At 56.0% G+C, this 19,822-nt stretch carries 18 protein-coding genes and 1 tRNA gene; 16 read left to right on the plus strand and 3 right to left on the minus strand.

What is annotated here, in order from left to right; translation table 11 throughout:
• The first annotated feature begins 141 nt into the window (after positions 1 to 141).
• The 6 genes from BM395_RS10920 to pcaC all read left to right on the plus strand — a co-directional run bounded on the left by BM395_RS10920 (position 142) and on the right by pcaC (position 5,661).
• Complete coding sequence (locus BM395_RS10920) at positions 142 to 990, plus strand: CoA transferase subunit A (protein WP_090511697.1); 849 nt, start codon at positions 142 to 144, stop codon at positions 988 to 990.
• Positions 990 to 1,772: a CoA-transferase subunit beta gene (locus BM395_RS10925; RefSeq protein WP_090511700.1), complete on the plus strand. Its 783-nt coding sequence runs from the start codon at positions 990 to 992 to the stop codon at positions 1,770 to 1,772. Before BM395_RS10920 ends, BM395_RS10925 begins: the two co-directional genes overlap by 1 nt.
• The gene (pcaF, locus tag BM395_RS10930; protein WP_090511702.1) at positions 1,769 to 2,974 is read left to right on the plus strand and encodes a 3-oxoadipyl-CoA thiolase; all 1,206 of its coding nucleotides are present in this window, start codon (positions 1,769 to 1,771) and stop codon (positions 2,972 to 2,974) included. The genes BM395_RS10925 and pcaF overlap by 4 nt, the downstream gene beginning before the upstream one ends.
• 116 nt (positions 2,975 to 3,090) lie before the next feature.
• Entirely contained in the window at positions 3,091 to 4,452 is a 1,362-nt protein-coding gene (locus BM395_RS10935) for a 3-carboxy-cis,cis-muconate cycloisomerase (RefSeq protein WP_090511705.1), read from the plus strand.
• Between the two features lie 9 nt (positions 4,453 to 4,461).
• Entirely contained in the window at positions 4,462 to 5,250 is a 789-nt protein-coding gene (gene pcaD, locus BM395_RS10940; RefSeq protein ID WP_090511707.1) for a 3-oxoadipate enol-lactonase, read from the plus strand.
• 15 nt (positions 5,251 to 5,265) lie between these two features.
• A complete protein-coding gene (gene pcaC, locus BM395_RS10945) occupies positions 5,266 to 5,661 on the plus strand; it encodes a 4-carboxymuconolactone decarboxylase (protein ID WP_090511710.1) in 396 nt (131 codons plus the stop codon).
• 98 nt (positions 5,662 to 5,759) lie between these two features.
• Here the strand turns inward: pcaC and BM395_RS10950 are convergent, their stop codons facing one another.
• The gene (locus BM395_RS10950) at positions 5,760 to 6,665 is read right to left on the minus strand and encodes a LysR family transcriptional regulator (protein WP_090511712.1); all 906 of its coding nucleotides are present in this window, start codon (positions 6,663 to 6,665) and stop codon (positions 5,760 to 5,762) included.
• 163 nt (positions 6,666 to 6,828) lie between these two features.
• Here BM395_RS10950 and BM395_RS23725 point away from each other — a divergent pair, with 163 nt between their 5' ends.
• Together BM395_RS23725 and BM395_RS10955 are read left to right on the plus strand one after the other, a co-directional pair.
• Entirely contained in the window at positions 6,829 to 7,116 is a 288-nt protein-coding gene (locus BM395_RS23725) for an SDR family NAD(P)-dependent oxidoreductase (RefSeq protein ID WP_280142234.1), read from the plus strand.
• The gene (locus BM395_RS10955) at positions 7,082 to 7,594 is read left to right on the plus strand and encodes an SDR family oxidoreductase (RefSeq protein WP_280142235.1); all 513 of its coding nucleotides are present in this window, start codon (positions 7,082 to 7,084) and stop codon (positions 7,592 to 7,594) included. The genes BM395_RS23725 and BM395_RS10955 overlap by 35 nt, the downstream gene beginning before the upstream one ends.
• A gap of 100 nt (positions 7,595 to 7,694) precedes the next feature.
• Here the strand turns inward: BM395_RS10955 and BM395_RS10960 are convergent, their stop codons facing one another.
• Positions 7,695 to 10,247: a bifunctional diguanylate cyclase/phosphodiesterase gene (locus tag BM395_RS10960; RefSeq protein ID WP_090511714.1), complete on the minus strand. Its 2,553-nt coding sequence runs from the start codon at positions 10,245 to 10,247 to the stop codon at positions 7,695 to 7,697.
• A 385-nt stretch (positions 10,248 to 10,632) separates the two neighbouring features.
• On the opposite strand from BM395_RS10960, the gene BM395_RS10965 reads away from it, so the two are divergent.
• From BM395_RS10965 to BM395_RS10975, 3 genes are all read left to right on the plus strand, one after another.
• Positions 10,633 to 11,130: a hypothetical protein gene (locus tag BM395_RS10965; RefSeq protein WP_090511717.1), complete on the plus strand. Its 498-nt coding sequence runs from the start codon at positions 10,633 to 10,635 to the stop codon at positions 11,128 to 11,130.
• 140 nt (positions 11,131 to 11,270) lie between these two features.
• A complete protein-coding gene (locus BM395_RS10970; RefSeq protein ID WP_090511719.1) occupies positions 11,271 to 11,960 on the plus strand; it encodes a GNAT family N-acetyltransferase in 690 nt (229 codons plus the stop codon).
• Between the two features lie 273 nt (positions 11,961 to 12,233).
• Positions 12,234 to 12,320 (plus strand) — tRNA-Leu (locus BM395_RS10975).
• Positions 12,321 to 12,624: 304 nt separating this feature from the next.
• Here BM395_RS10975 and BM395_RS10980 read toward each other — a convergent pair.
• Complete coding sequence (locus BM395_RS10980) at positions 12,625 to 13,407, minus strand: S24 family peptidase (RefSeq protein ID WP_090511723.1); 783 nt, start codon at positions 13,405 to 13,407, stop codon at positions 12,625 to 12,627.
• 612 nt (positions 13,408 to 14,019) lie between these two features.
• Between BM395_RS10980 and BM395_RS10985 the strand changes: the two genes are divergently transcribed.
• From BM395_RS10985 to BM395_RS11005, 5 genes are all read left to right on the plus strand, one after another.
• Positions 14,020 to 15,144 (plus strand): HDOD domain-containing protein, encoded by a 1,125-nt coding sequence (locus tag BM395_RS10985; protein ID WP_090511726.1) that lies wholly within the window; start codon positions 14,020 to 14,022, stop codon positions 15,142 to 15,144.
• A 204-nt stretch (positions 15,145 to 15,348) separates the two neighbouring features.
• Positions 15,349 to 16,002 (plus strand): DsbA family oxidoreductase, encoded by a 654-nt coding sequence (locus BM395_RS10990; protein ID WP_090511730.1) that lies wholly within the window; start codon positions 15,349 to 15,351, stop codon positions 16,000 to 16,002.
• Between the two features lie 196 nt (positions 16,003 to 16,198).
• Positions 16,199 to 17,620, plus strand: coding sequence for an MATE family efflux transporter (locus BM395_RS10995; protein ID WP_090511733.1), 1,422 nt, complete (start codon positions 16,199 to 16,201; stop codon positions 17,618 to 17,620).
• 143 nt (positions 17,621 to 17,763) lie between these two features.
• Positions 17,764 to 18,699 carry an autotransporter outer membrane beta-barrel domain-containing protein gene (locus BM395_RS11000; protein ID WP_090511735.1) on the plus strand — a complete coding sequence of 312 codons (936 nt, stop codon included), beginning with the start codon at positions 17,764 to 17,766 and terminating at the stop codon, positions 18,697 to 18,699.
• A gap of 302 nt (positions 18,700 to 19,001) precedes the next feature.
• Positions 19,002 to 19,757 (plus strand): MipA/OmpV family protein, encoded by a 756-nt coding sequence (locus BM395_RS11005; protein ID WP_212633021.1) that lies wholly within the window; start codon positions 19,002 to 19,004, stop codon positions 19,755 to 19,757.
• Positions 19,758 to 19,822 lie beyond the last annotated feature (65 nt).

The raw sequence follows: 19,822 nt of genomic DNA on the forward strand, positions 1-19,822 counted from the left end.
TTCCGGCACATACCTGATGATTATCTACCGTTCGATAATCGCACGCATAGTCGATTATCGGATTGTTTGGCCTCGGTGGCAGGCGTAATTTAGCGGCACTGGCGTGACTCCCCGCCGCCCAAAACCAACAAGAGAACCACCATGGCTGAAATTATCTCCCTGCACGAGGCCGTAGAGCGCTTTGTACATGATGGCGACACGGTTGCCCTTGAAGGCTTCACCCATCTGATCCCGACTGCTGCCGCGCACGAACTGATCCGTCAGGGTAAAAAAGACCTGACGCTGGTGCGCATGACGCCCGATCTGGTGTATGACTTGTTGATCGGTTCCGGGTGCGCCAAAAAGTTGATTTTCTCCTGGGGCGGCAACCCGGGTGTGGGTTCTCTGCACCGCCTGCGTGATGCCGTCGAGAAGGGCTGGCCACAGCCGTTGGCCATTGAAGAGCACAGCCATGCTGCAATGGCCAACGCTTATGTTTCCGGTGCCTCGAACCTGCCGTTCGCAGTATTGCGCGGCTATCAGGGTTCGGATCTGGCCAAGGTCAATCCGCAAATCAAGTTCATCAACTGCCCGTTTACCGGCGAGAAGCTGGCGGCCGTGCCGAGCGTACGTCCGGACGTAACCGTTATTCATGCGCAAAAAGCCGACCGCAAAGGCAACGTGCTGATTCAGGGCATTCTGGGTGTGCAGAAAGAAGCGGCGTTGGCGGCCAAGCGTTGCATCGTCACCGTCGAAGAGATTGTTGACGATCTGCAAGCGCCAATGAATGCCTGCGTATTGCCAGCCTGGGCACTTACCGCCGTTTGCGTAGTGCCGGGTGGTGCCCATCCTTCCTACGCACATGGTTATTACGAGCGCGACAACCGTTTCTATCAGGCGTGGGACCCGATTGCCCGCGACCGTGACACTTTCACCGCCTGGATTGATAGCTTCATCCGTGGCACTGCCGATTTTTCCGAGTTTCAAGCCAAGCTCGCGGAGGCCAAATAATGAGCGCCTACAGCACCAATGAAATGATGACCGTGGCAGCTGCCCGCCGCCTCGGCAACAACGATGTGACCTTCGTCGGTATCGGCCTGCCATCCAAGGCCGCCAACTTGGCGCGCCTTACGCATTCGCCGGATGTCACGCTGATCTACGAATCCGGCCCGATCGGGGCTAAGCCGTCAGTTTTGCCGTTGTCCATCGGTGACGGTGAGCTGGCCGAAACCGCCGATACGGTGGTGCCAACAGGTGAAATCTTCCGCTATTGGCTTCAGGGCGGGCGCATCGACGTCGGCTTCCTCGGTGCTGCGCAAGTCGACAAATACGGCAACATCAACACCACGGTGATCGGTGATTACCATCAGCCGAAAGTACGTTTGCCAGGTGCTGGTGGCGCGCCGGAAATCGCCGGTTCGGCAAAGAAAGTGTTGATCATCCTCAAGCAAGGTCATCGCACCTTCGTCGACAAGCTGGCGTTCATTACCTCTGTCGGCCACGGTGAAGGCGGCGACAGCCGTAAGCAACTCGGGCTGCCCGGTGCCGGTCCGGTCGCGATCATCACCGACCTGTGCATCATGGAGCCGGAAGAGGGCACCAACGAATTCATCGTGACCTCGCTGCATCCCGGTATTACCCGCGAGCAGGTGATTGAAGCGACTGGCTGGCAGATTCGTTTTGCCGCGGTTGTCGCTGAAACCGATGCCCCGACAGCTGTTGAGCTGGAAGCATTGCGTGCACTTGAAGCGCGTACTGCAGCCGCACATGGCCAGGCCGGAGGTGAGGAATGAGCCGCGATGTATTTATTTGCGACGCAGTGCGTACACCGATTGGGCGCCTGAACGGCGGTCTCTCGGCGGTACGTGCAGATGATCTCGCAGCGATCCCACTGCGGGCGCTGATCGAGCGTAACCCGAGCGTCGACTGGAACGCGCTCGATGAAGTGTTCATGGGCTGCGCGAACCAGTCTGGCGAGGACAACCGCAACGTTGCGCGTATGGCGTTGTTGCTGGCCGGTCTGCCGGAAACCGTTCCCGGTGTGACCCTCAATCGTTTGTGCGCCTCGGGCCTTGATGCGGTCGGCTCAGCCTTCCGCGCTATTGCTCTGGGCGAGATGGACCTGGCAATTGCGGCGGGCGTCGAGTCGATGACCCGCGCGCCGTATGTGATGGGTAAAGCCGACAGCGCGTTTGGCCGTGGCCAGAAAATCGAAGACACGACCATGGGTTGGCGTTTCATCAACCCGCAGATGAAAGAGCAGTTTGGTGTAGACGCCATGCCGGTGACCGCCGACAACGTGGCGCAGGAATACGCCGTGAGCCGTGAGGATCAGGATGCTTTCGCGCTGCGCAGTCAACAACGCGCCGCTGCTGCGCAGGAGTCCGGTTACTACGCCGAGGAAATCGTGCCGGTGGTGATCAAGACCCGCAAGGGCGAGACCATTGTCGACACTGATGAGCACCCGCGTGCCGACAGCACCGCTGAAGCCATGGCCAAGCTCAAGCCGGTTAACGGCCCTGATAAAACTGTCACAGCAGGCAATGCGTCGGGTCTTAACGACGGTGCCAGCGCAATCATTCTGGCCTCGGCAGAAGCGGTGCAGAAATACGGCCTCACGCCGCGCGCCAAAGTGCTTGGCATGGCCAGCGCGGGTGTGGCGCCGCGAGTCATGGGGATTGGCCCGGTGCCTGCCGTGCGCAAATTGTTGGCGCGTCTTAACCTCGATATCAACGCCTTCGATGTTATCGAACTTAACGAAGCTTTTGCCGCGCAAGGCCTGGCGGTCACCCGCGAGCTTGGGCTGGCGGACGACAGCGCCAAGGTCAATCCCAATGGGGGTGCAATTGCGCTGGGTCACCCACTGGGCATGAGCGGTAATCGCCTGGTGCTGACTGCGGTGCACCAGCTGCAAAAGACTGGCGGCAAGCTGGGTCTGGCAACCATGTGCGTAGGCGTCGGTCAGGGCTTGGCGCTGGCAATCGAACGCGTCTGAGTTGCACCTGTGCCAATGCAACAACTGAAGCAAGCGCCGTTTGCAGTTAGCAAAAGCTGGCCGCAAACGGCGCGCTGTTATACAACTGATGTTTGTTCTTTTGCTGGAGTAACGGCTTGAATAGCCCGAGCAATCAACTTTTTGACGCCTACTTCACCCAGCCGGCCATGCGCGCAATCTTCTCTGATGATGGGCGTGTGCAGGGCATGCTGGATTTTGAAGCCGCGCTGGCCCGCGCTGAAGCCAAGGTCGGCCTGTTTTCACCGGATCTGGTGGCGCCCATCGAGGCCGCTTGCCGCGCTGAACTATACGACTACAACAGCCTGGCTCAAGCCATTGTGATCGCGGGCAACTCAGCCATTCCGTTGGTCAAAGCGTTGGGTAAACAAGTTGCCAGCCGCAACCCCGAAGCTGAACGCTATGTGCACCTTGGCGCAACCAGTCAGGATGTCATGGACAGCGGCTTGGTGGTGCAGCTGCGCGGCGCAATTGAGTTGCTGGAACATGATCTGGGCAGTCTGGCTGATGCACTTGCCGAGCAAGCTGAGCGCCATGCCGACACGCCAATGGCCGGACGCACATGGTTGCAACATGCAACGCCCGTGACGCTGGGCATGAAGCTGGCCGGTGTACTCGGCGCGATCATACGACATCGTCAGCGTTTGGCTGAAATAAAGCCGCGTTTGCTGTGCCTGCAATTTGGTGGCGCTTCCGGCAGCTTGGCAGCGTTAGGCGAGCATGCTTGGCCGGTGTCCGAGGCGCTGGCGAGTGAATTGCAACTGAGCCTGCCGGATCAGCCGTGGCACACCCAGCGTGACCGTCTGGTGGAGTTCGCCAGCCTGCTCGGAATGCTCGCTGGTAGCCTTGGCAAACTTGGCCGTGACCTGAGCCTGCTGATGCAGACCGAGGCGGGTGAGGTATTCGAGCCCGCAGCGCCGGGTAAGGGTGGCTCATCAACCATGCCGCACAAGCGCAATCCGGTCAGTGCTGCGGTGCTGATCGGCGCAGCAACCCGAGCGCCGGGGCTGGTGGCGACTATGCTCGCTGCCATGCCACAAGAACACGAACGCAGCCTTGGCTTGTGGCATGCCGAGTGGGAAACCTTGCCCGAGTTGTGCTGTTTGGTTTCGGGCGCGTTGCAGCAAGCATTGCTGGTGGTGCCCGGGCTTGAAGTGCAAGCGGCGCGGATGCGCAGCAACCTCGATCTGACTCAGGGACTGGTTCTGGCCGAAGCAGTCAGCATTGCGCTGGCGCAGAAAATCGGTCGCGACGCCGCTCATCATTTGCTCGAAAGCTGTTGCCGCCAGGCCGTGGAGCAGGGCGCGCATTTACGCCAGGTTCTCGGCGACAACAGGGAAGTCAGCGCCCACCTGAGCGCGACTGAACTTGATCGCCTGCTGGATCCTGCTTTTTATCTTGGTCAAGCCCGTCGCTGGGTCGAGCGCGCTGTGGCCGAACATCAAAAATTCTCCCGATAGGAGCGCGGTATGTCTGCCGTACAACTCGCCGATGGCGAACTGAATTATCTGCTCGAAGGTCCCTCAGATGCGCCAGTGCTGGTGTTGTCGAATTCGCTGGGCACCGATTTGCACATGTGGGATGCGCAAGTGGCTGCATTCTCAGAGCACTTTCGCGTGCTGCGTTACGACACCCGTGGCCATGGCCAATCGCTGGTCACCGAAGGCCCTTACAGCATTGAGCAAAATGGCCGTGATGTGCTGGCTCTGCTGGACGCGCTGCACATTGATAAAGCCTATTTCTGCGGGCTGTCGATGGGCGGCCTGATTGGTCAATGGCTGGCTATTAATGCACCTGAGCGGCTGCACAAGGTTGTGGTTTGCAACACCGCGGCGAAGATCGGCAATCCGGATGTGTGGAATCCGCGTATCGAAACCGTGCTGCGCGACGGCACAGCAGCCATGGTTGCCCTGCGTGACGCTTCGATTGCGCGCTGGTTTACACCTGAGTTTGCCAAGGCCGAACCGGCCAAGGTCGAGCCCATTGTCGGCATGCTCGCGCAGACTTCACCGCAGGGCTACGCGGCCAATTGCGCTGCGGTACGCGATGCTGATTTCCGCGAGCAACTGGGCAGCATTCGTCTGCCGGTTCTGGTGGTGTGCGGTACGCAGGATGCTGTGACTACACCGGCAGATGGAGGGTTTATGGTTGAGCGCATTGAAGGCGCGCAAATGGTCGAATTTCACGCCGCGCATTTGTCCAACGTCGAAGCTGGCGAGCTGTTTACTCAGCGTGTCCTGACCTTCCTGCAAGCCTGACCCGGAGCTATTCAGATGGATGAGAAGCAACGTTATGAAGACGGCATGCAAGTGCGTCGTGCTGTGCTGGGCGATGCCCACGTCGACCGCAGCCTGGAAAAGCTGACGCCATTCAACCAGGAGTTTCAGGAGATGATCACTCGTCATGCCTGGGGCGATATCTGGACGCGTCCCGGCCTGCCGCGCCACACGCGCAGCCTGATTACCATCGCCATGCTGATTGGCATGAACCGCGAGGGTGAATTGAAGCTGCACCTCAAGGCCGCCAAGAACAATGGCGTGAGCCGCGAAGAGATCAAGGAAGTGTTGATGCAGAGCGCGATCTACTGCGGCATTCCGGCAGCCAACGCTACGTTCCACCTCGCAGAAGAAGTCTGGGACGAGATGGGCGTGGAATCGCTGGCCGACTAACGCCTGCATGACTCTGCAAAGCCCCGTATTCCGGGGCTTTTTGCTTTTTACCGGTGTAGACAGCAAGCAAACACAGCGCAGTGAGTCATCTGCCCTTATCAGCTTTGGTTATCCCAGTACGGCGGGCTGCCGAACGCCAGCTTCAGGCAGTCAACCAACGCCCTTAGCTTGGCCGATGCATGGCGACCTTCCGGGTGCGCTACGTAGATGTACTCGGTGGCGGTGCTCAGGCCAATATCGACCACGTGCAATGCACCCGAACGGATAGCCGCGCCCGCGATGAATGTGGGCAACAGCGCGATGCCTAATCCCGCCAGAGTTGCGTCGAGCATCATGTCGCCGTTATTGACCCTGAATGCATTTTTGGCGCGGGCGATTCGGGCGCCGTGCTGGCCATCGAAGCGCCAGTCTGCAGTGCCGCGGTTGGTATAGAAAATACCCTTGTGCTTGGGTAAATCATCGACCGAAGCGGGGCTTCCATATTGTTCAAGATAAGTCGGGCTTGCGACCAACAACCGCTGGCTGGTCGCCAATTGCCAGGCCACTAAGCGCGAGTCTTGCAGCGGGCCATGGCGGATCACTGCATCGAAGCCTTCGGATGAGGCGTCGATACGCCGGTCATTCAAATCAAGCGTCACCTCATGTTGCGGGTGCGCAGCAATGAACGGGTAGAGCGCCGGGCCCAAATGCATACGGCCAAAGGTAACGGGCGCCGAAATACGCAGCGGGCCAGTCAACCCGCCACGGCGTTCGGCCATGTCCGCCGTTGCCGCTTCGACATCTCGAATGATCCGTGTGGCCTGCTGCAGAAACGCGGCTCCATCTTCAGTGAGGCTGACCTTGCGTGTGGTGCGATGCAGCAGGCGAGTGCCAAGCATCCGCTCAAGCTCTGCCAGCCGTTCGCTGACCACCGATTTCGACAGATTCAGCCGTCTGCCGGCCTCACTGATCGAGCCTGATTCGGCCACGGCGACAAAACTGGCGATTCCGTCGAGCTTTAGCATTGTTCTGTTTTTCCGAAAGGTAGATCCGGTATTTGCAGGCTAGTCCAAACACTCACTGCGGCCCAAACTCGCCTCACCAGCCAGGCCCAGTCGGGCACGCTGATAACCCAAGCCTTTCACTCAGGCAGCCAACAGCTGCTAAGGATTACTCAGGAGAAGAGACATGAAACGTTTAGCAGATAAAGTTGCCATCGTCACAGGCGCAAGTTCGGGCATCGGTTACGCAACCGCCAAATTGTTCGCCGCCGAAGGGGCCAAGGTGATTGTCGGCGCACGCCGAGAAAGTGAGCTCAATGATCTGGTCGCAGAAATCCGCGCTGCCGGTGGCGAGGCGCTGGCTCTGGCCGGCGATGTGCGTTCAGAAGATTACGCCAAAGCGCTGGTGGCGCTTGCAGTCGAGCAATACGGGCGTCTCGATGTGGCATTTCAACAATGCCGGAACACTGGGTGAGGGCGGCCCAAGCACCGACGTGTCGGAAAAAGGCTGGACCGATACCGTAGAAATAAACCTGACCGGATCGTTTCTTGGGGCTAAGCATCAAATCGCCCAAATGCTCAATAATGGTGGCGGCTCGGTGATCTTCACATCGACCTTTGTCGGCCATACCTTCGCGTTTCCTGGCGTTGCTGCTTATGCCGCGAGTAAATCCGGGCTGATCGGTCTCACGCAAGCGCTGGCGTCCGAATACGGCCCCAACAACATCCGGGTAAACGCCATTCTGCCGGGCGCAGTTGATACCGATATGTACCGCAGCATGAACAATACGGCGCAATCACAAGCCTTCATCACCGAGCTGCACGCACTTAAACGCGTAGGCGCCGTCGATGAGCTGGCGCGTTCGGTGTTGTATCTGGCATCAGACGATTCATCGTTCGTCACCGGCACCGCCTCGCTGGTTGATGGCGGCGCTTCGATTACCCGCAGTTAAGGTTGGCGGACAATACCCCGACTCAGTCTGGTCATTGTCCGCCTGATAGCGTTATCAAGGTTTTTGGATTTGTGTTGTGGGCACGACAAGGATGGCGCGGTTACTCAAGCATTGCGTTGAACACCTTGGCGTCCAGCGGCCGGCTCAGGAAGTATCCCTGGCCTTCATGGCAGTCCACTGTCTCGAGCCAGCTGAGTTGCTCGGTGGTTTCGATGCCTTCAGCTGTAACGGTGAGCGACAGCGCGCGGCCGAGGCTGATCATGGCCTGGATGATGGATTTATCTTCTTCGCTATCAACCAGGCGATTTAAAAAGCCGCGGTCAATTTTTAGTCCGTCGAATGGAAAGGTGCGCAGGTTATTCAGCGAAGAATAACCTGTGCCGAAATCATCCATGGTGATGCGAACACCGAGGTTTTTCAGCTCGTTCATCACCTCGAGGGTGCCGACGGCATCGTCCAGTGTGGCGTTTTCGGTTATTTCCAGTTCCAGTCGTGCGGGGTCGATTCCGCTGCTAATGAGGCTGTTTTTAACCCGCTCGGCCAAGTTTCCGCGTTTGAATTCGCTGGGTGAAAGATTGACCGATACAAATAGGTTATCGGGCCAGCGCGCGGCGTTGATGCAGGCGTTTTCCAGTACCCAGTTGCCCAGATGTACGATTAAGCCGGTGTCCTCGGCAATCGGGATGAAGGTGTCTGGCGCTATCAAACCCCGCGTCGGATGTTGCCAGCGCACCAGTGCTTCGGCGCCGACCATCTGACCGTCCGAGATGCGATAGCGCGGCTGGAAATGCAGCCTTAACTCGTCGTGATTGATCGCATAGCGCAGGTCACTTTCCATGCGCCGACGCTCAATGATCTTGTCATTCATGTCACTGGCATAAAAGCGCCAGGTATTGCGCCCGGCAGCTTTCGCTTCATACAGCGCTATGTCTGAATAGCGCAGTATCTCGGTGACATTATCGGCATCGTTGGGCGCCATTGCGATACCCACGCTGGCGCCGACGAACACCCCCTGTTCAGCCATTTTGATGGGTTGCTCGATTGCCATGATCAGCCGGCGACACACTTCTTCAACGGCCTCTTCATTGTTGATTCCCTCGAGAACCAAGACAAACTCATCGCCGCCCACACGCGCCACCAGATCGCCGTGGCGGATACAGTTAATCAGCCGGCTGGATATTTCATTCAGCACCAAGTCACCCGCGGCGTGCCCCAAGAGATCGTTGACCGGCTTGAAGCGATCCAGGTCGACGCTGAGCACCAGCAGCGGTTGTTCCATCGAGCGCTTGGATTTGAGTTTCTCACCGAGAAACGCCAACAGTCGCGTTCTGTTGGCAAGGCCGGTAAGCGCATCGTGTAGCGAGAGGAATTCGATCCGCCGACGCGCTTCTTCCTCCTCAGTCACATCGGTCGCCGTGCCCCGGAAACCGCCGCCCACCATTGCCCGCGCAGAAAGCCGGGTAATACGCTCCTGCCCTTGTGTGTCGCGGTAGTGGCATTGAATGCTTGGATGCGGATCTCGCTCGGGGTTGTTCAGGTATTCAGACATCGAACTGGCCTGTCTGTACAGCAAGCTGTCCATACTCCGGCCAATCCACGACGCTACAGGCAACCCTGTGACGTTTTCAAATCGCTCCGATAAAAAGGTGAAGCGCATGTCACGGTTGATTTCCCATACCCAATCCGAACTTGCTTCAACGACATCCCGAAATCGCTTCTCACTGGTGTTAAGCGCAGCTTCACTGTGTTTAAGCGACTGGTAACTGTTATCAAGCGCTCTGGCAGCGACGGTTGTGCGTCTCAATATGACCCACGCCATGAGGCATACAATCAACGCAGCACAGCCTATTAAGGGGATGCCAATAATCAATATTCCCCGGCTTGGCACTTCGGGATTCCACTGTATCTTTCCTGCATTGCCGTCTTCACCCAGTGCCATAACATTCGAGCCAACGGCTTGCGAGGTGCTTGCTAAGCGCAAGTCGTTGACGCCATAGTCCTGACCCAGCGCCTTGAGTCGGCTGTTATTCAACAAGGTCGCCAATACCATCACCGATGGCGAGCGACCATCATTTTTTATCGTTGGATCATCGCCCGTGGTAATCGCCATTGCGGTTACATAGGCTGGCGTGCCAGCAACCTGCGAGTAAGTGGCTACCGGTATCTCTGCTTCCGCACGGGCGCGTGCCTGTTCTACCAGTGGGAGAGCGGGTTGTTGCAGCCACTTTTCGGCATTAATTTGTGCAAGCTTGCCATTGATGACCGAGTAAACCGTGCGTCCCTGCGGATCAATGACAAACACCCCGTTAATAAAAAAGTCGCTATAAAGTGATGCGCCGAGATTCTGCTTAACGTAAGCCCAGTCCGTGTCTACTTGCAGGTGCAAATGCTCATACGCATCTCCCCAGCTAGCGTTATCCCGGATGTACGAATCCATCGAGCTTTCTAATGACTTCAGCGCATTGGCGGTGTGAAATTGGCCTTCTTTGATCTCCCGGGTATCCAGCGTATGGGCGATATACGCCAGCAGACCACCGGTAAGCATGAATAATCCAACAAGCAGGCACACGAATTTGAACAAGGATGTGCGTATCAGCGCCACGCTTGAGTGATTTGGCTGGGTGTCATCAAGGGAGAGAGGGTTGCTCGGCATAGCGTCTCGCGGTCGGCTCAGGCACGGAGGGGCTCAATTACGTATCGGCTGCACGCGCGCAATAATGAGTCACGTATCGCGCAACGCAGCATTACCTTCGCCAATAGTAGACAGCATTGAGCCGCCAAGCCGTTTGTTTGCAGCCGGCAGTTGACCATTTCACGGCTCTTACTCGCCTGATTGGACGTTGAAGCCCGTGCGTGGCGGGGCTCTACAGGCTACTGAAGGCGATCGGCTAAAATATTTGGTCGATTCACCAGGCTGTCAGAGGCGTTTGCTTGCCTGCGGTTTATTCTTGGCCAGCGAATTCTGCCGGTAATGATTACACTATGCGCTGATAATCCGGGCCATACCCATGGCTGTACCGAACAAGGAACTCGCCACTATGGCCTCCGCAGAGAAACAGCAAAAGCGTGCAAAGCGCGCCAAATTCAAGGCCAAGCAAAACCGCTCCGGCAAGTCCAAGGTCAATGTTGTGCATCCGGTATTGGCCAATCCGCTGATTGATGAGCCGTTCGATGATGTCGAGATCGACTTGAGCACCTTCGACTTCAAAGATATTGAAGAGAATGGCTTTGACCCGGCGCACTTCGACGACTTGTTTCAGGCGATGAAAGTCGGCGAAGGCATCAGTCTGTTGGCAATGTGCCTGGTGTTCCTGCAATACCCGGTATTGGAACTGGTGGTCGCTGAAGAGTCGGAAGACGCCGCCACCGACTTCATGATGGGCCTGCTGATTACCTATCGCGGCATCTTCCATGATGAAGACGAAGAAACGGCAGTGAACTGGATCGGTGGTGAAGCCTTCCAGAGTGCCTACAACGAAGCCTCGATAATCCTGCAGAAAAAGAACGCCCGCGCCACTACGCCCTCGCGCGGTTAAAGCCGGGGCGCTTGTTTGCCGCGCACATTAATGCGATGCCCCTTTGCGCGGCGAGAGTGTGTTGGGTGTGGTGGCTGTGGGCGTTACAATAGCGCCTGCGCCGATTGCCCCGATCGGGCACGCCCGGAGCCAGCTTCTCGATGTTCACCCTTGTGCACTTGGAAACACCGCCACCCGAAGACCTGAAAAGCCAGGTTCTGCAAATGGTGGTGGACTACTTCAGCGACATCAGCCCGGTTTCGCTGACGCCAAGTAATCCGCTGTATCAGTTGTACCAGTACGTGATTGGCTACGAGGTACACCTGTATTTGCAAGCCATGAACAACGATCAGCAGAGTAGTGCCCGGTTGATTCTGGCACTGGATGATGAAGATCCCTCGCAGGTGCTCGGTTTTGCCCTGTACCTGCCCAGCGAGGATGATGAGCAGGCGTGCACGTTGGCTTACATGGCCGTTCAGGCTGATCATCGGCGCAGCGGAATTGCCAGGGCCATGCTGCAGAAGATGATTGCGCATCGCCCGCATGCCGAACTGGCATGCTCCGCCGACAAGGTGCCAACCTTTGAGGCTTTAGGTTTTCAGGTGCTGGCCGCGCAAGGCCCACATGTTGTCATGAGTACGCGTAATTATCGTTCGGGCGGCATGGTTGCCGTGCAGGATCTGGCCCCGATATTCCAGGCGACTGAAGTGCGGCAGATCCACGCGTACCTGCTCAAACAACACGGCAAAAAGGCCATGAGCGACGCCGAAAGCAAGCGTGATCGGGTACTCGATCAAATGGCTTATCAGGCTGAATTATTGGTTAAAGAGCGCTTTCCGACGATTCACTGATGCGGGGCATGCTGTTTGTTTTGCATGTTGCTGAACGGGGCTAATGGCGTCTCGCTAGGCTTGGCTTGTTCAAGACTAGCTACATTGAAACGGCGACATATGCACACCGTTTCATTGGCCTATTAGTCGCACGCACCGCTGAGCCTTAGCTGTGAGTGACATCAATCATTTTTCCTTGAATTGATTTATGCCGACATTTTTATCGGCCCAAGTTATTGATAACTCTTTGAATTTAAGGTTAAATGCCGAGCGCTTAAACGCACTGCTTCTGCCGCCCGAATGGCGAAATCGGTAGACGCAAGGGACTTAAAATCCCTCGGGGGCAACCCCGTGCCGGTTCGATTCCGGCTTCGGGCACCAATTCAGGTTTCGCTGGGTTCCGCTAAACGCCGCAAGCCCAGCAAAACCAAACACTTCGCAACATTTCACTTCCTCTGGCTTTCGCCAAAAACCGCTCCCAGCCGCGAATTTTTAGTACATTGGTTAGTCCATCGGTAATTCGACTAATACAGGATGTACTAATGTCGCTTTGCGATACCGCCGTCCGCCGAGCCGGGCCATCGCAAAGAACCTTCGCTTCTTGAATGACTCGGGGGAAAGACCGACTGCTTGAGCGATTTCCTTGGGCGGGCGGGTTTAAACAATGGCTCTCAATGAAGGTGGGTCAACGGAACGCGCTTATCCAAAACACTCGGCCTATTATGGTTATTCCGTCGTTTGGATCGAGCACAACTTGGTGTGAGAACTTTTCGGAACTATGTTCGTCGCGTTTGAAGCTGCGCAGTCGAAGTCCACCACCGGGGAGTTTGTAGAGTTGTTTCACTCTGAGCTGGCCTGCGTGATCGACCGCGTATATATCACCGTTGTTGACGCGGATTGTGGACGTGTCTATCCCGACTACAGAGCCTTTGGGGATTACGGGACCCATGCTGTTGTCGGATACTAGGACGCAGCGTGCAACGTCTGGATTTATGCCCTCTGCCGCGAGCTGCGATCTGCTAAACGGGAACTTTTTCTCATTGTTGACTGCAATTGGCATTCTGCCCTCCATCCGTGGCGACATTTCAATCTCAACCAGGAATGGCACGGTGATGATGTCGGAAGGTAAGTCGTTTTTTTCCTGCAAAGTGCTGTAACCCCCGACCATATTTACCTGTTGATGCTCTGGCGCAGGTGTTAGGGCTGCAGAGTCTCCAGCATTTTCTGTTTTACCGGAGTTGTAACTGAGTTGGTCTGCGCGTTCAGGTCCGGTCCCGCACTCAAGCCAGTCTCGAGAGATCCTAAAGTAGGCACTGACGTGCTTCATCTGCCTGGCTGGCACGCCTCGAACAAACCAGTTTTGTAGATTTTGAGGGGCGAGACCTAGTGAAGCTGCAACTGCGGCTTTGCTCAGGTTCCGGTCGTGTATTACTTTACGAAGTCGATCGCCAGAATTTGATTTGGTCATAAGCAAATACCTTATGCGCCTTGTGAGATTTCTGAAATAAACTTATTAGTGGTAACAGATATAAGTAAAGATGCACTGTTTTCATGCCTAGATCAGCACTTTCGGTGCTTGATAGGGCCATTGAAGAACCCGGCACTGCGAGGGCTTTAGCCATAAAGCTCGAGGTGGCGTTTATGGCGATTTCACAATGGAGGGTCGGAGGTCTTCCAGCTAAATGGGTTCGACCGATTGTTGCTACGTGTTATCACGTTGTTTGTGCGGCACAACTTTGCCCTAGTTTTTCGGAGTTTTTGCAGGTAGCCACTCATCACGTAGTGCTCGCTATCGAACTGACGCAAATAAACAGACGCACCCAGTACCGCGCAAAACCGACCGCACATTTCGTCGCCTCCATCAATCCAACCGCGCACAGAAAACTGTGCGGCAGCCAAACCAGTGCTGAAAGGGCAATCATGCTGACGCCAATTAACCTTACATTTATAATGTGTAATAAGACTTGCCTTCTCAACCCGCACCAGCATTTGGCGTTATTGCGCTAAACACAGCGCAAATGGGCAGTGTGTTGAGTGGTTGCAGGTGCAAGGTGCGAGTTCAGGCTGATAAGGAAATGTTATGCGCGTGATGATTCTGGATAACGACCCATGGAACGCGGAGGTTCTAGAAAAGATCATCCTGAGCATTAGCCCCAATCTGAAAGTCGATATTTTCAGCCGCGTGCACCAAGCGATTGCTGCGCACCGCGAAGGCGACTATCAACTGGTGATGAGTGAATTGAGCCTGCCCGATGCGCCAGGCAGCGACTTGCTCAAGCAGATCCGGCGAACCGACACTACTACACCACTGGTGATCATTACCGGGCAGGCGGATCGGTCTAGCATCATGGCCGTCCGGCCGTTGGGTATCAGTGCCTTTATCACCAAGCCGTTTCAGGTGCGTCATGTGCTCGACTGCCTGAGCAAACTGCTGCCTGCCGATACCGTCACAGATAGCTCGCCTGCGCACAGCACAAGCTTCAAGGAGCATCTGGCCACATTACCTGTTCAAGCGCTGGACCTTCCTGTGATTGCCACGGTGCGTACGCAATTACTCAGCTATCTGGATGGTCAGCCATTCGATCTGCGAAAATTAGCCGAGTCGATGAAACATGATCCTGCGCTGTGCGCGAAGCTGGTTGCGGTAGCCAACAGTACGGCCTACAACACCGATGGGCGTGCGTGCCTCAGCCACCTTGAGGCATTGCGCAAACTTGGCGTGCAAACGAGTCTGAATATCGCTCTCGGTATGGCGCTGCGCCAATTTACACAACAGTCTGAGGGGCCGGTTAAAGAGATGATTGGACGCCAGCTTCTCGCCACAGATCAGCTCGCTGAAAAGGCGGTCGCATTGGCCGTAAAGTGCAATAAAGAACCGGCGCTGCTGCATACCGCCGCGTTGCTGCACCGCATGGGCGAACTCTGCGTGCTTTATCATGCGCAGGTCTGGGTCAACAGTGGCTCGAGCCTGGATGAAGATGAATTGCTGCAAGCAATCAACCTGTTCAGCGAGAATTTTGCCAACAGCCTTAAGGTTAACTGGCAGTTGCCAATGCCGCTGCGTGAGTTGATTGGCGCGGTCTACGCGCTGCCCAAGACCCAAATCCGCCGCAAGCAGGTAATCATGCGTCTGGCTGCGGCAGAACAACGGGATGAAGAACCTGCCAGTATCGAGCGGTTGAAGCGCATGGCCGGTTTGACCTGATCGTTTCAGTCGCAGCATGAATGCTGCTTAGCTGACAATTACTTGGCGTCGGCACGCGTTGACTCAGCTGTACGTGCTTTGCAAAACGTTTTGATGGCATGACGCGCTATTCACGCAATCAGCACCTCGCCACTACGCCGGTGAATTAAACCGGTCTGTGGCAGTCTATGACGCAAGTGTTTGGATAAAAGCTTTGGAGCCACTATGAGCAGCTCAACCCCTGTATTGCAGATCGACATTGTCTCTGACGTGATGTGCCCCTGGTGTGTGATCGGCTACAAGCAACTCGCTCAGGCGTTGCAAGCCACCGGTACGGCCTATGAAATTAACTGGCAGCCGTTTGAGTTGAATCCACAAATGCCCGCCGAGGGACAAAATCTGCGCGAGCACATCAAAGAAAAGTACGGCAGCACCGACGCCGAGTCGGCAGAAAACCGTGCCCGCATGACCGAAATCGGTAATGAGTTGGGAATCGATTTTCGTTTCAGCGAAGACATGCGCATGCACAACACCTTCAACGCCCATCAATTGTTGCATTGGGCCGAGCAGGGCGGGCGCAAACACGACCTGAAAATGGCGCTGTTCACGGCTCATTTTACCGATCGCCGTAATCTGTCCGATATCAACGTGCTGGCCGATATCGCCGCTGAAATTGGCCTGGACCGGACGCAGGCGCTGGCCGCTTTGCAGGATCAACGCTACGCCGATGAGGTGCGCGAGAACGAGCAGTTTTGGGTCCAGCAGCAAATCACCGGCGTGCCTGCGGTTATCTTCAATCGCCGGCATCTGGTCACGGGTGCGCAGGGCGTTGCTAACTACACCTCGATGCTCAAGCAATTGAGCGAGATGCAGGACTGAGCAACGCAACGAGGCAGATCAACATCTGTCTGCCTCGAATCTGGCGGATGATAAATAACCGTGGTTCACCCATCACTACGCGCCCCTGTCGTTGTGTTGCTGATGTGCCGCGGTTTATTTCCAGTTTGGCGGTTGCCAACAGCATCTACACTTTGACCCAAACCGCGTAATCCCATCGGTGCTGACAGGAGTCCATGTGGCTAAATCTCGCCAAGATCTTTTCATTAATGGCTCGATTCCGCGTGCATTGTTAACGCTGGCATTTCCAATAATTCTCGCCAACATTCTTCAAGCAGGTTACCAACTCACCGATGCGTATTGGGTCGGCCGTGTCGGCGCCGATGCCATCGCGGCTGTGGCCGTCAGCGCGCCCGTCACATTCCTCGTGATCGCCATGGGTTCGGGGCTGGCGATGGCCGGCGCCACACTCACGGCACAATACATGGGCGCCGGCAAGCAAGACATGGTCAACCATGTGGCCGCGCAGTCGATGTTAATGGTGACTATTACCTCGGTTGTGCTGGGGGCGCTCGGCTATTTCCTTTCTCCGCATTTGCTCGGCCTGCTTGGCGTAACGCCTGAGGTTCAGGAGGGCGCACTCGGTTACATGCGCGTCTCGTTTATCGGGGTGATATTCGTCTTCATTTATGTGATGTTCCAGTCATTGATGCGCGGCGTCGGCCAAACCCGCGTGCCGCTGTTTATCGTATTGGCCACGGTTATCCTCAATTTTGGCCTCGACCCGCTGTTCATCTTTGGCTACGGCCCGTTCAAAGGGCACGGCGTGATGGGCGCGGCAATGGCAACGCTGGTGACGCAGGGCATTGCCGCGTGCATCGGCATGATTATTTTTCTGCGCGGCAGGCATGGCATCAAGCTCAAATGGAACGGTTTCAAGCCTGACTTCAATTACATCAAGAAAGCGTTTTTTCTCGGTTTTCCGGGTTCAGTTGAACTGTCGACACGCGGCCTCGGGCTGATCGTGATGTCGTTCTTGGTGGCCAGTTTCAACACCACAACCATTGCCTCATACGGCATCGGCTCGAATGTGCTGCAGGTGGTGATGATCCCGGCCATGGGCTTGTCGATGGCCGTCTCGACACTGGTCGGGCAGAACATCGGCGCCGGAAATATCCAGCGCGCTTCAACCATTACTCTGCTCGGCACGGCTTACGGTTTTACCGCCCTTACGCTGGTGGGCTGCATTGCATACTGGCTGGCGCCGCTGATCGTTGCGGTATTTGCCCCAACCGACCAGGCGGTGATACGTGAAGGCTCACAGTTCATCCGCACAATGTGTCTGGCTTGGGGAGGAATCGGCGTTCAGCTGTGCGTGGTGTCGGCGTTTCGGGCGTCAGGCAACATGCTCAGCGCGATGATTATTGCCATGGTCTCGCAATGGATGATCCAGTTCCCGTTGGCCTACGTTCTGGCTAAGCACACCACCCTTGGCTCGGCCGGGATCTGGTGGTCGTTTCCGGTCACCAACATTCTGGTGGCGATAATTGCGCTGTGCTGGTTTGCGCGCGGCAGTTGGAAAAAGACCCGCATCACTGAAGAAGACATTCAGACCATCAAGGTTACCGATGGCGCGTTGACTGAGGAGGGCTATCGCTAGCCCGGTAATTTGCTCGCTAAAGCCATAATTTTCGCGGGCTATTACGCGCGATGAGAGGCGGGCAACAAAAGTACATGAGATTCACTACCCTTGGCTGATCAGCGTCTAGAATGATGCTTAATTTCTAACAGGGAAGTCGTTTCATGCCACATGCTCGCTATGCCGTTCCGTTGATCGGTATGTTTTTGGCAGCAGATGCAGCTGCAGAAGGCTTTATACTCCCAGAGGGCAATATTCAGGATCGCGCCAACGGTATTCTGGCGCTCATGGCCTACTCAGTCGTGCCCGATCTGGCCTCCAGCTCAATCAGCGTGGATGACAACAGCGCCGGCAATCCTGAAATCAACATGACCCAGTTCGGTGGCGGCGCCACCATCAGCAAAGAACTGCCGCTGTACCTCGAAGGTGCAGCCGCTTACAGCCGTTACGACCCAAGGTTTGTCGCCTCAGCCGGTAACGAGTCTCGCAGGGTGCCCGCTAAATGGACCTCGGTTTCGGCCACAGGTGGTATCGGCTGGGACTTCCCGTTGTCTGATGAGGTGGTGTTACGGCCGATCGGCAACGTATCGCTCGGCTATGTCACCAGCGACCTGAACACCGCGCGGATATTCGTCAACAGTCAGTTCGACAAGGAAATCGACTTTCTCGATGACGGCCACATGAGTGCAGCCGGCTTGGGCGGTTCAATGATGATCGACTGGGAACGTGTGCGCCCTGAGTATGAAGTCGACCTCGAATTGCGCTACAGCTACATACATCTCAAAAGCATCGGCGGCTCGGATGTGGTGCAAGGCAGTGCCAATGCTGAAACTGCCAATCTATGGTCACGCTGGCGGGCGCCAACCCCGTTCAACGTCATGCACCGGCCGCTGCGCTATGTGCTTGAGTTTTCCTACTCGGAATACCTTGGCGACCAGCGTGGAGTGCTGGGATTTGACCGCCTGGCCACAGCCGGTGTTGGGCTTGAGTTCGACTCAAGTGCTTATGACCTGTTTATTACGCGCACACGCCTGGTCGTGCGTCACGTACTGGGCGATAACCTCTCAGGCTTATCGCTGGGGCTGGCCGTGAGTTTTTAAACAAAGTCGCTGCAACGTGAACCGAACGACTGCCAATAATCAGCGTTTCAGCAACAGTAAATAGCGTTCACCTAAGCCATACAAACAGCTAATTAATGCTATTTTTGTTGAGGAAATCGACTCACCAGTTGTGAGCCTGCGAAAGGAATGAAGCAATAACTTGGCTAGCAGCTATAACCAACCTTAAGACAGTAGCCAAATACAAAAGATTCGACTCTTCGAATACATCATGGGGATTCTTGATGGTAAGTGCACTTCGCAAAATCGCAATGTGGTCGATTGCTGCCAGTATGGGCGCGCTAATGACCACACAATCTGCACTTGCCGACGTTGAGCTCGGTTCGCTGCAATTGTTATCCGAAGATAACGACACATCGCCGATTCCGCGTGGCTTTGCTGTCGGCGGCGTCGCACTCGGTACAAGTGCCCGCTACGAAGCATCGGGCAGCCAGGGTTATGTGATTCCGGGCTTTGTCTACTTCGGCGACGATTTATTGTATGTCGGCGACCGGGGACGTTATTACTTTCACCGAAATGAAAACTTCGCGGCATTCGCCTATGGCCGTGTTCGCTTCGGCAATCTTGACCCGGACGATGAACACGAGTTTGAAGGCATGGATAAACGCCACTCGCAGCTTGAAGCAGGTTTAGGCGCCAACATTATTACCCCGTATGCCTTGCTTACCGCCCGGGCATCGACGGATATAACTGGCACCAGTAACGGCCAGGAAATGCTGCTCTGGGCTGACTTCCCCTGGCTGCATGATCGCTGGCTGGTGATGCCGGGAATGGGTGTTGTCTGGCGCTCAAGCAAAATGGCCAATTATTATTTTGGTGGCGTGTCGGACGATGAAGCCACTTTCGAGCGCCCCAGCTATTCGACCGGCGCAACGGTTTCACCAATGGTCTCGCTGATCACCATGTACCGCATCAGCAAGAACTGGATCGGCACCGCCTCGCTGGCTTACGAGCATTACGACAGCGATATTGCCGACAGCCCGTTGATCGATACCAAAGGTGAAACCACCTTCCTGATCGGTGCTGGTTATACCTGGTAAATACGCGCTGAATCGGCTGGCGCAGGTGAACTCGCCAGCCGACTTGCTGCAGTCTGGCAATGCAA

It is taken from the genome of Pseudomonas marincola (assembly GCF_900116605.1).
Taxonomy (GTDB): domain Bacteria; phylum Pseudomonadota; class Gammaproteobacteria; order Pseudomonadales; family Pseudomonadaceae; genus Aquipseudomonas; species Aquipseudomonas marincola.

Excerpts from the sequence above, each read along its gene's own strand:
- BM395_RS10920 (WP_090511697.1), top strand. The coding sequence starts at position 142 with ATGGCTGAAATTATCTCCCTGCACGAGGCCGTAGAGCGCTTTGTACAT.
- BM395_RS10925 (WP_090511700.1), top strand. The coding sequence starts at position 990 with ATGAGCGCCTACAGCACCAATGAAATGATGACCGTGGCAGCTGCCCGC.
- pcaF (WP_090511702.1), top strand. The coding sequence starts at position 1,769 with ATGAGCCGCGATGTATTTATTTGCGACGCAGTGCGTACACCGATTGGG.
- pcaD (WP_090511707.1), top strand. The coding sequence starts at position 4,462 with ATGTCTGCCGTACAACTCGCCGATGGCGAACTGAATTATCTGCTCGAA.
- pcaC (WP_090511710.1), top strand. The coding sequence starts at position 5,266 with ATGGATGAGAAGCAACGTTATGAAGACGGCATGCAAGTGCGTCGTGCT.
- BM395_RS10950 (WP_090511712.1), bottom strand. The coding sequence starts at position 6,665 with ATGCTAAAGCTCGACGGAATCGCCAGTTTTGTCGCCGTGGCCGAATCA.
- BM395_RS23725 (WP_280142234.1), top strand. The coding sequence starts at position 6,829 with ATGAAACGTTTAGCAGATAAAGTTGCCATCGTCACAGGCGCAAGTTCG.
- BM395_RS10955 (WP_280142235.1), top strand. The coding sequence starts at position 7,082 with ATGTGGCATTTCAACAATGCCGGAACACTGGGTGAGGGCGGCCCAAGC.
- BM395_RS10960 (WP_090511714.1), bottom strand. The coding sequence starts at position 10,247 with ATGCCGAGCAACCCTCTCTCCCTTGATGACACCCAGCCAAATCACTCA.
- BM395_RS10965 (WP_090511717.1), top strand. The coding sequence starts at position 10,633 with ATGGCCTCCGCAGAGAAACAGCAAAAGCGTGCAAAGCGCGCCAAATTC.
- BM395_RS10970 (WP_090511719.1), top strand. The coding sequence starts at position 11,271 with ATGTTCACCCTTGTGCACTTGGAAACACCGCCACCCGAAGACCTGAAA.
- BM395_RS10980 (WP_090511723.1), bottom strand. The coding sequence starts at position 13,407 with ATGACCAAATCAAATTCTGGCGATCGACTTCGTAAAGTAATACACGAC.
- BM395_RS10985 (WP_090511726.1), top strand. The coding sequence starts at position 14,020 with ATGCGCGTGATGATTCTGGATAACGACCCATGGAACGCGGAGGTTCTA.
- BM395_RS10990 (WP_090511730.1), top strand. The coding sequence starts at position 15,349 with ATGAGCAGCTCAACCCCTGTATTGCAGATCGACATTGTCTCTGACGTG.
- BM395_RS11000 (WP_090511735.1), top strand. The coding sequence starts at position 17,764 with ATGCCACATGCTCGCTATGCCGTTCCGTTGATCGGTATGTTTTTGGCA.
- BM395_RS11005 (WP_212633021.1), top strand. The coding sequence starts at position 19,002 with ATGACCACACAATCTGCACTTGCCGACGTTGAGCTCGGTTCGCTGCAA.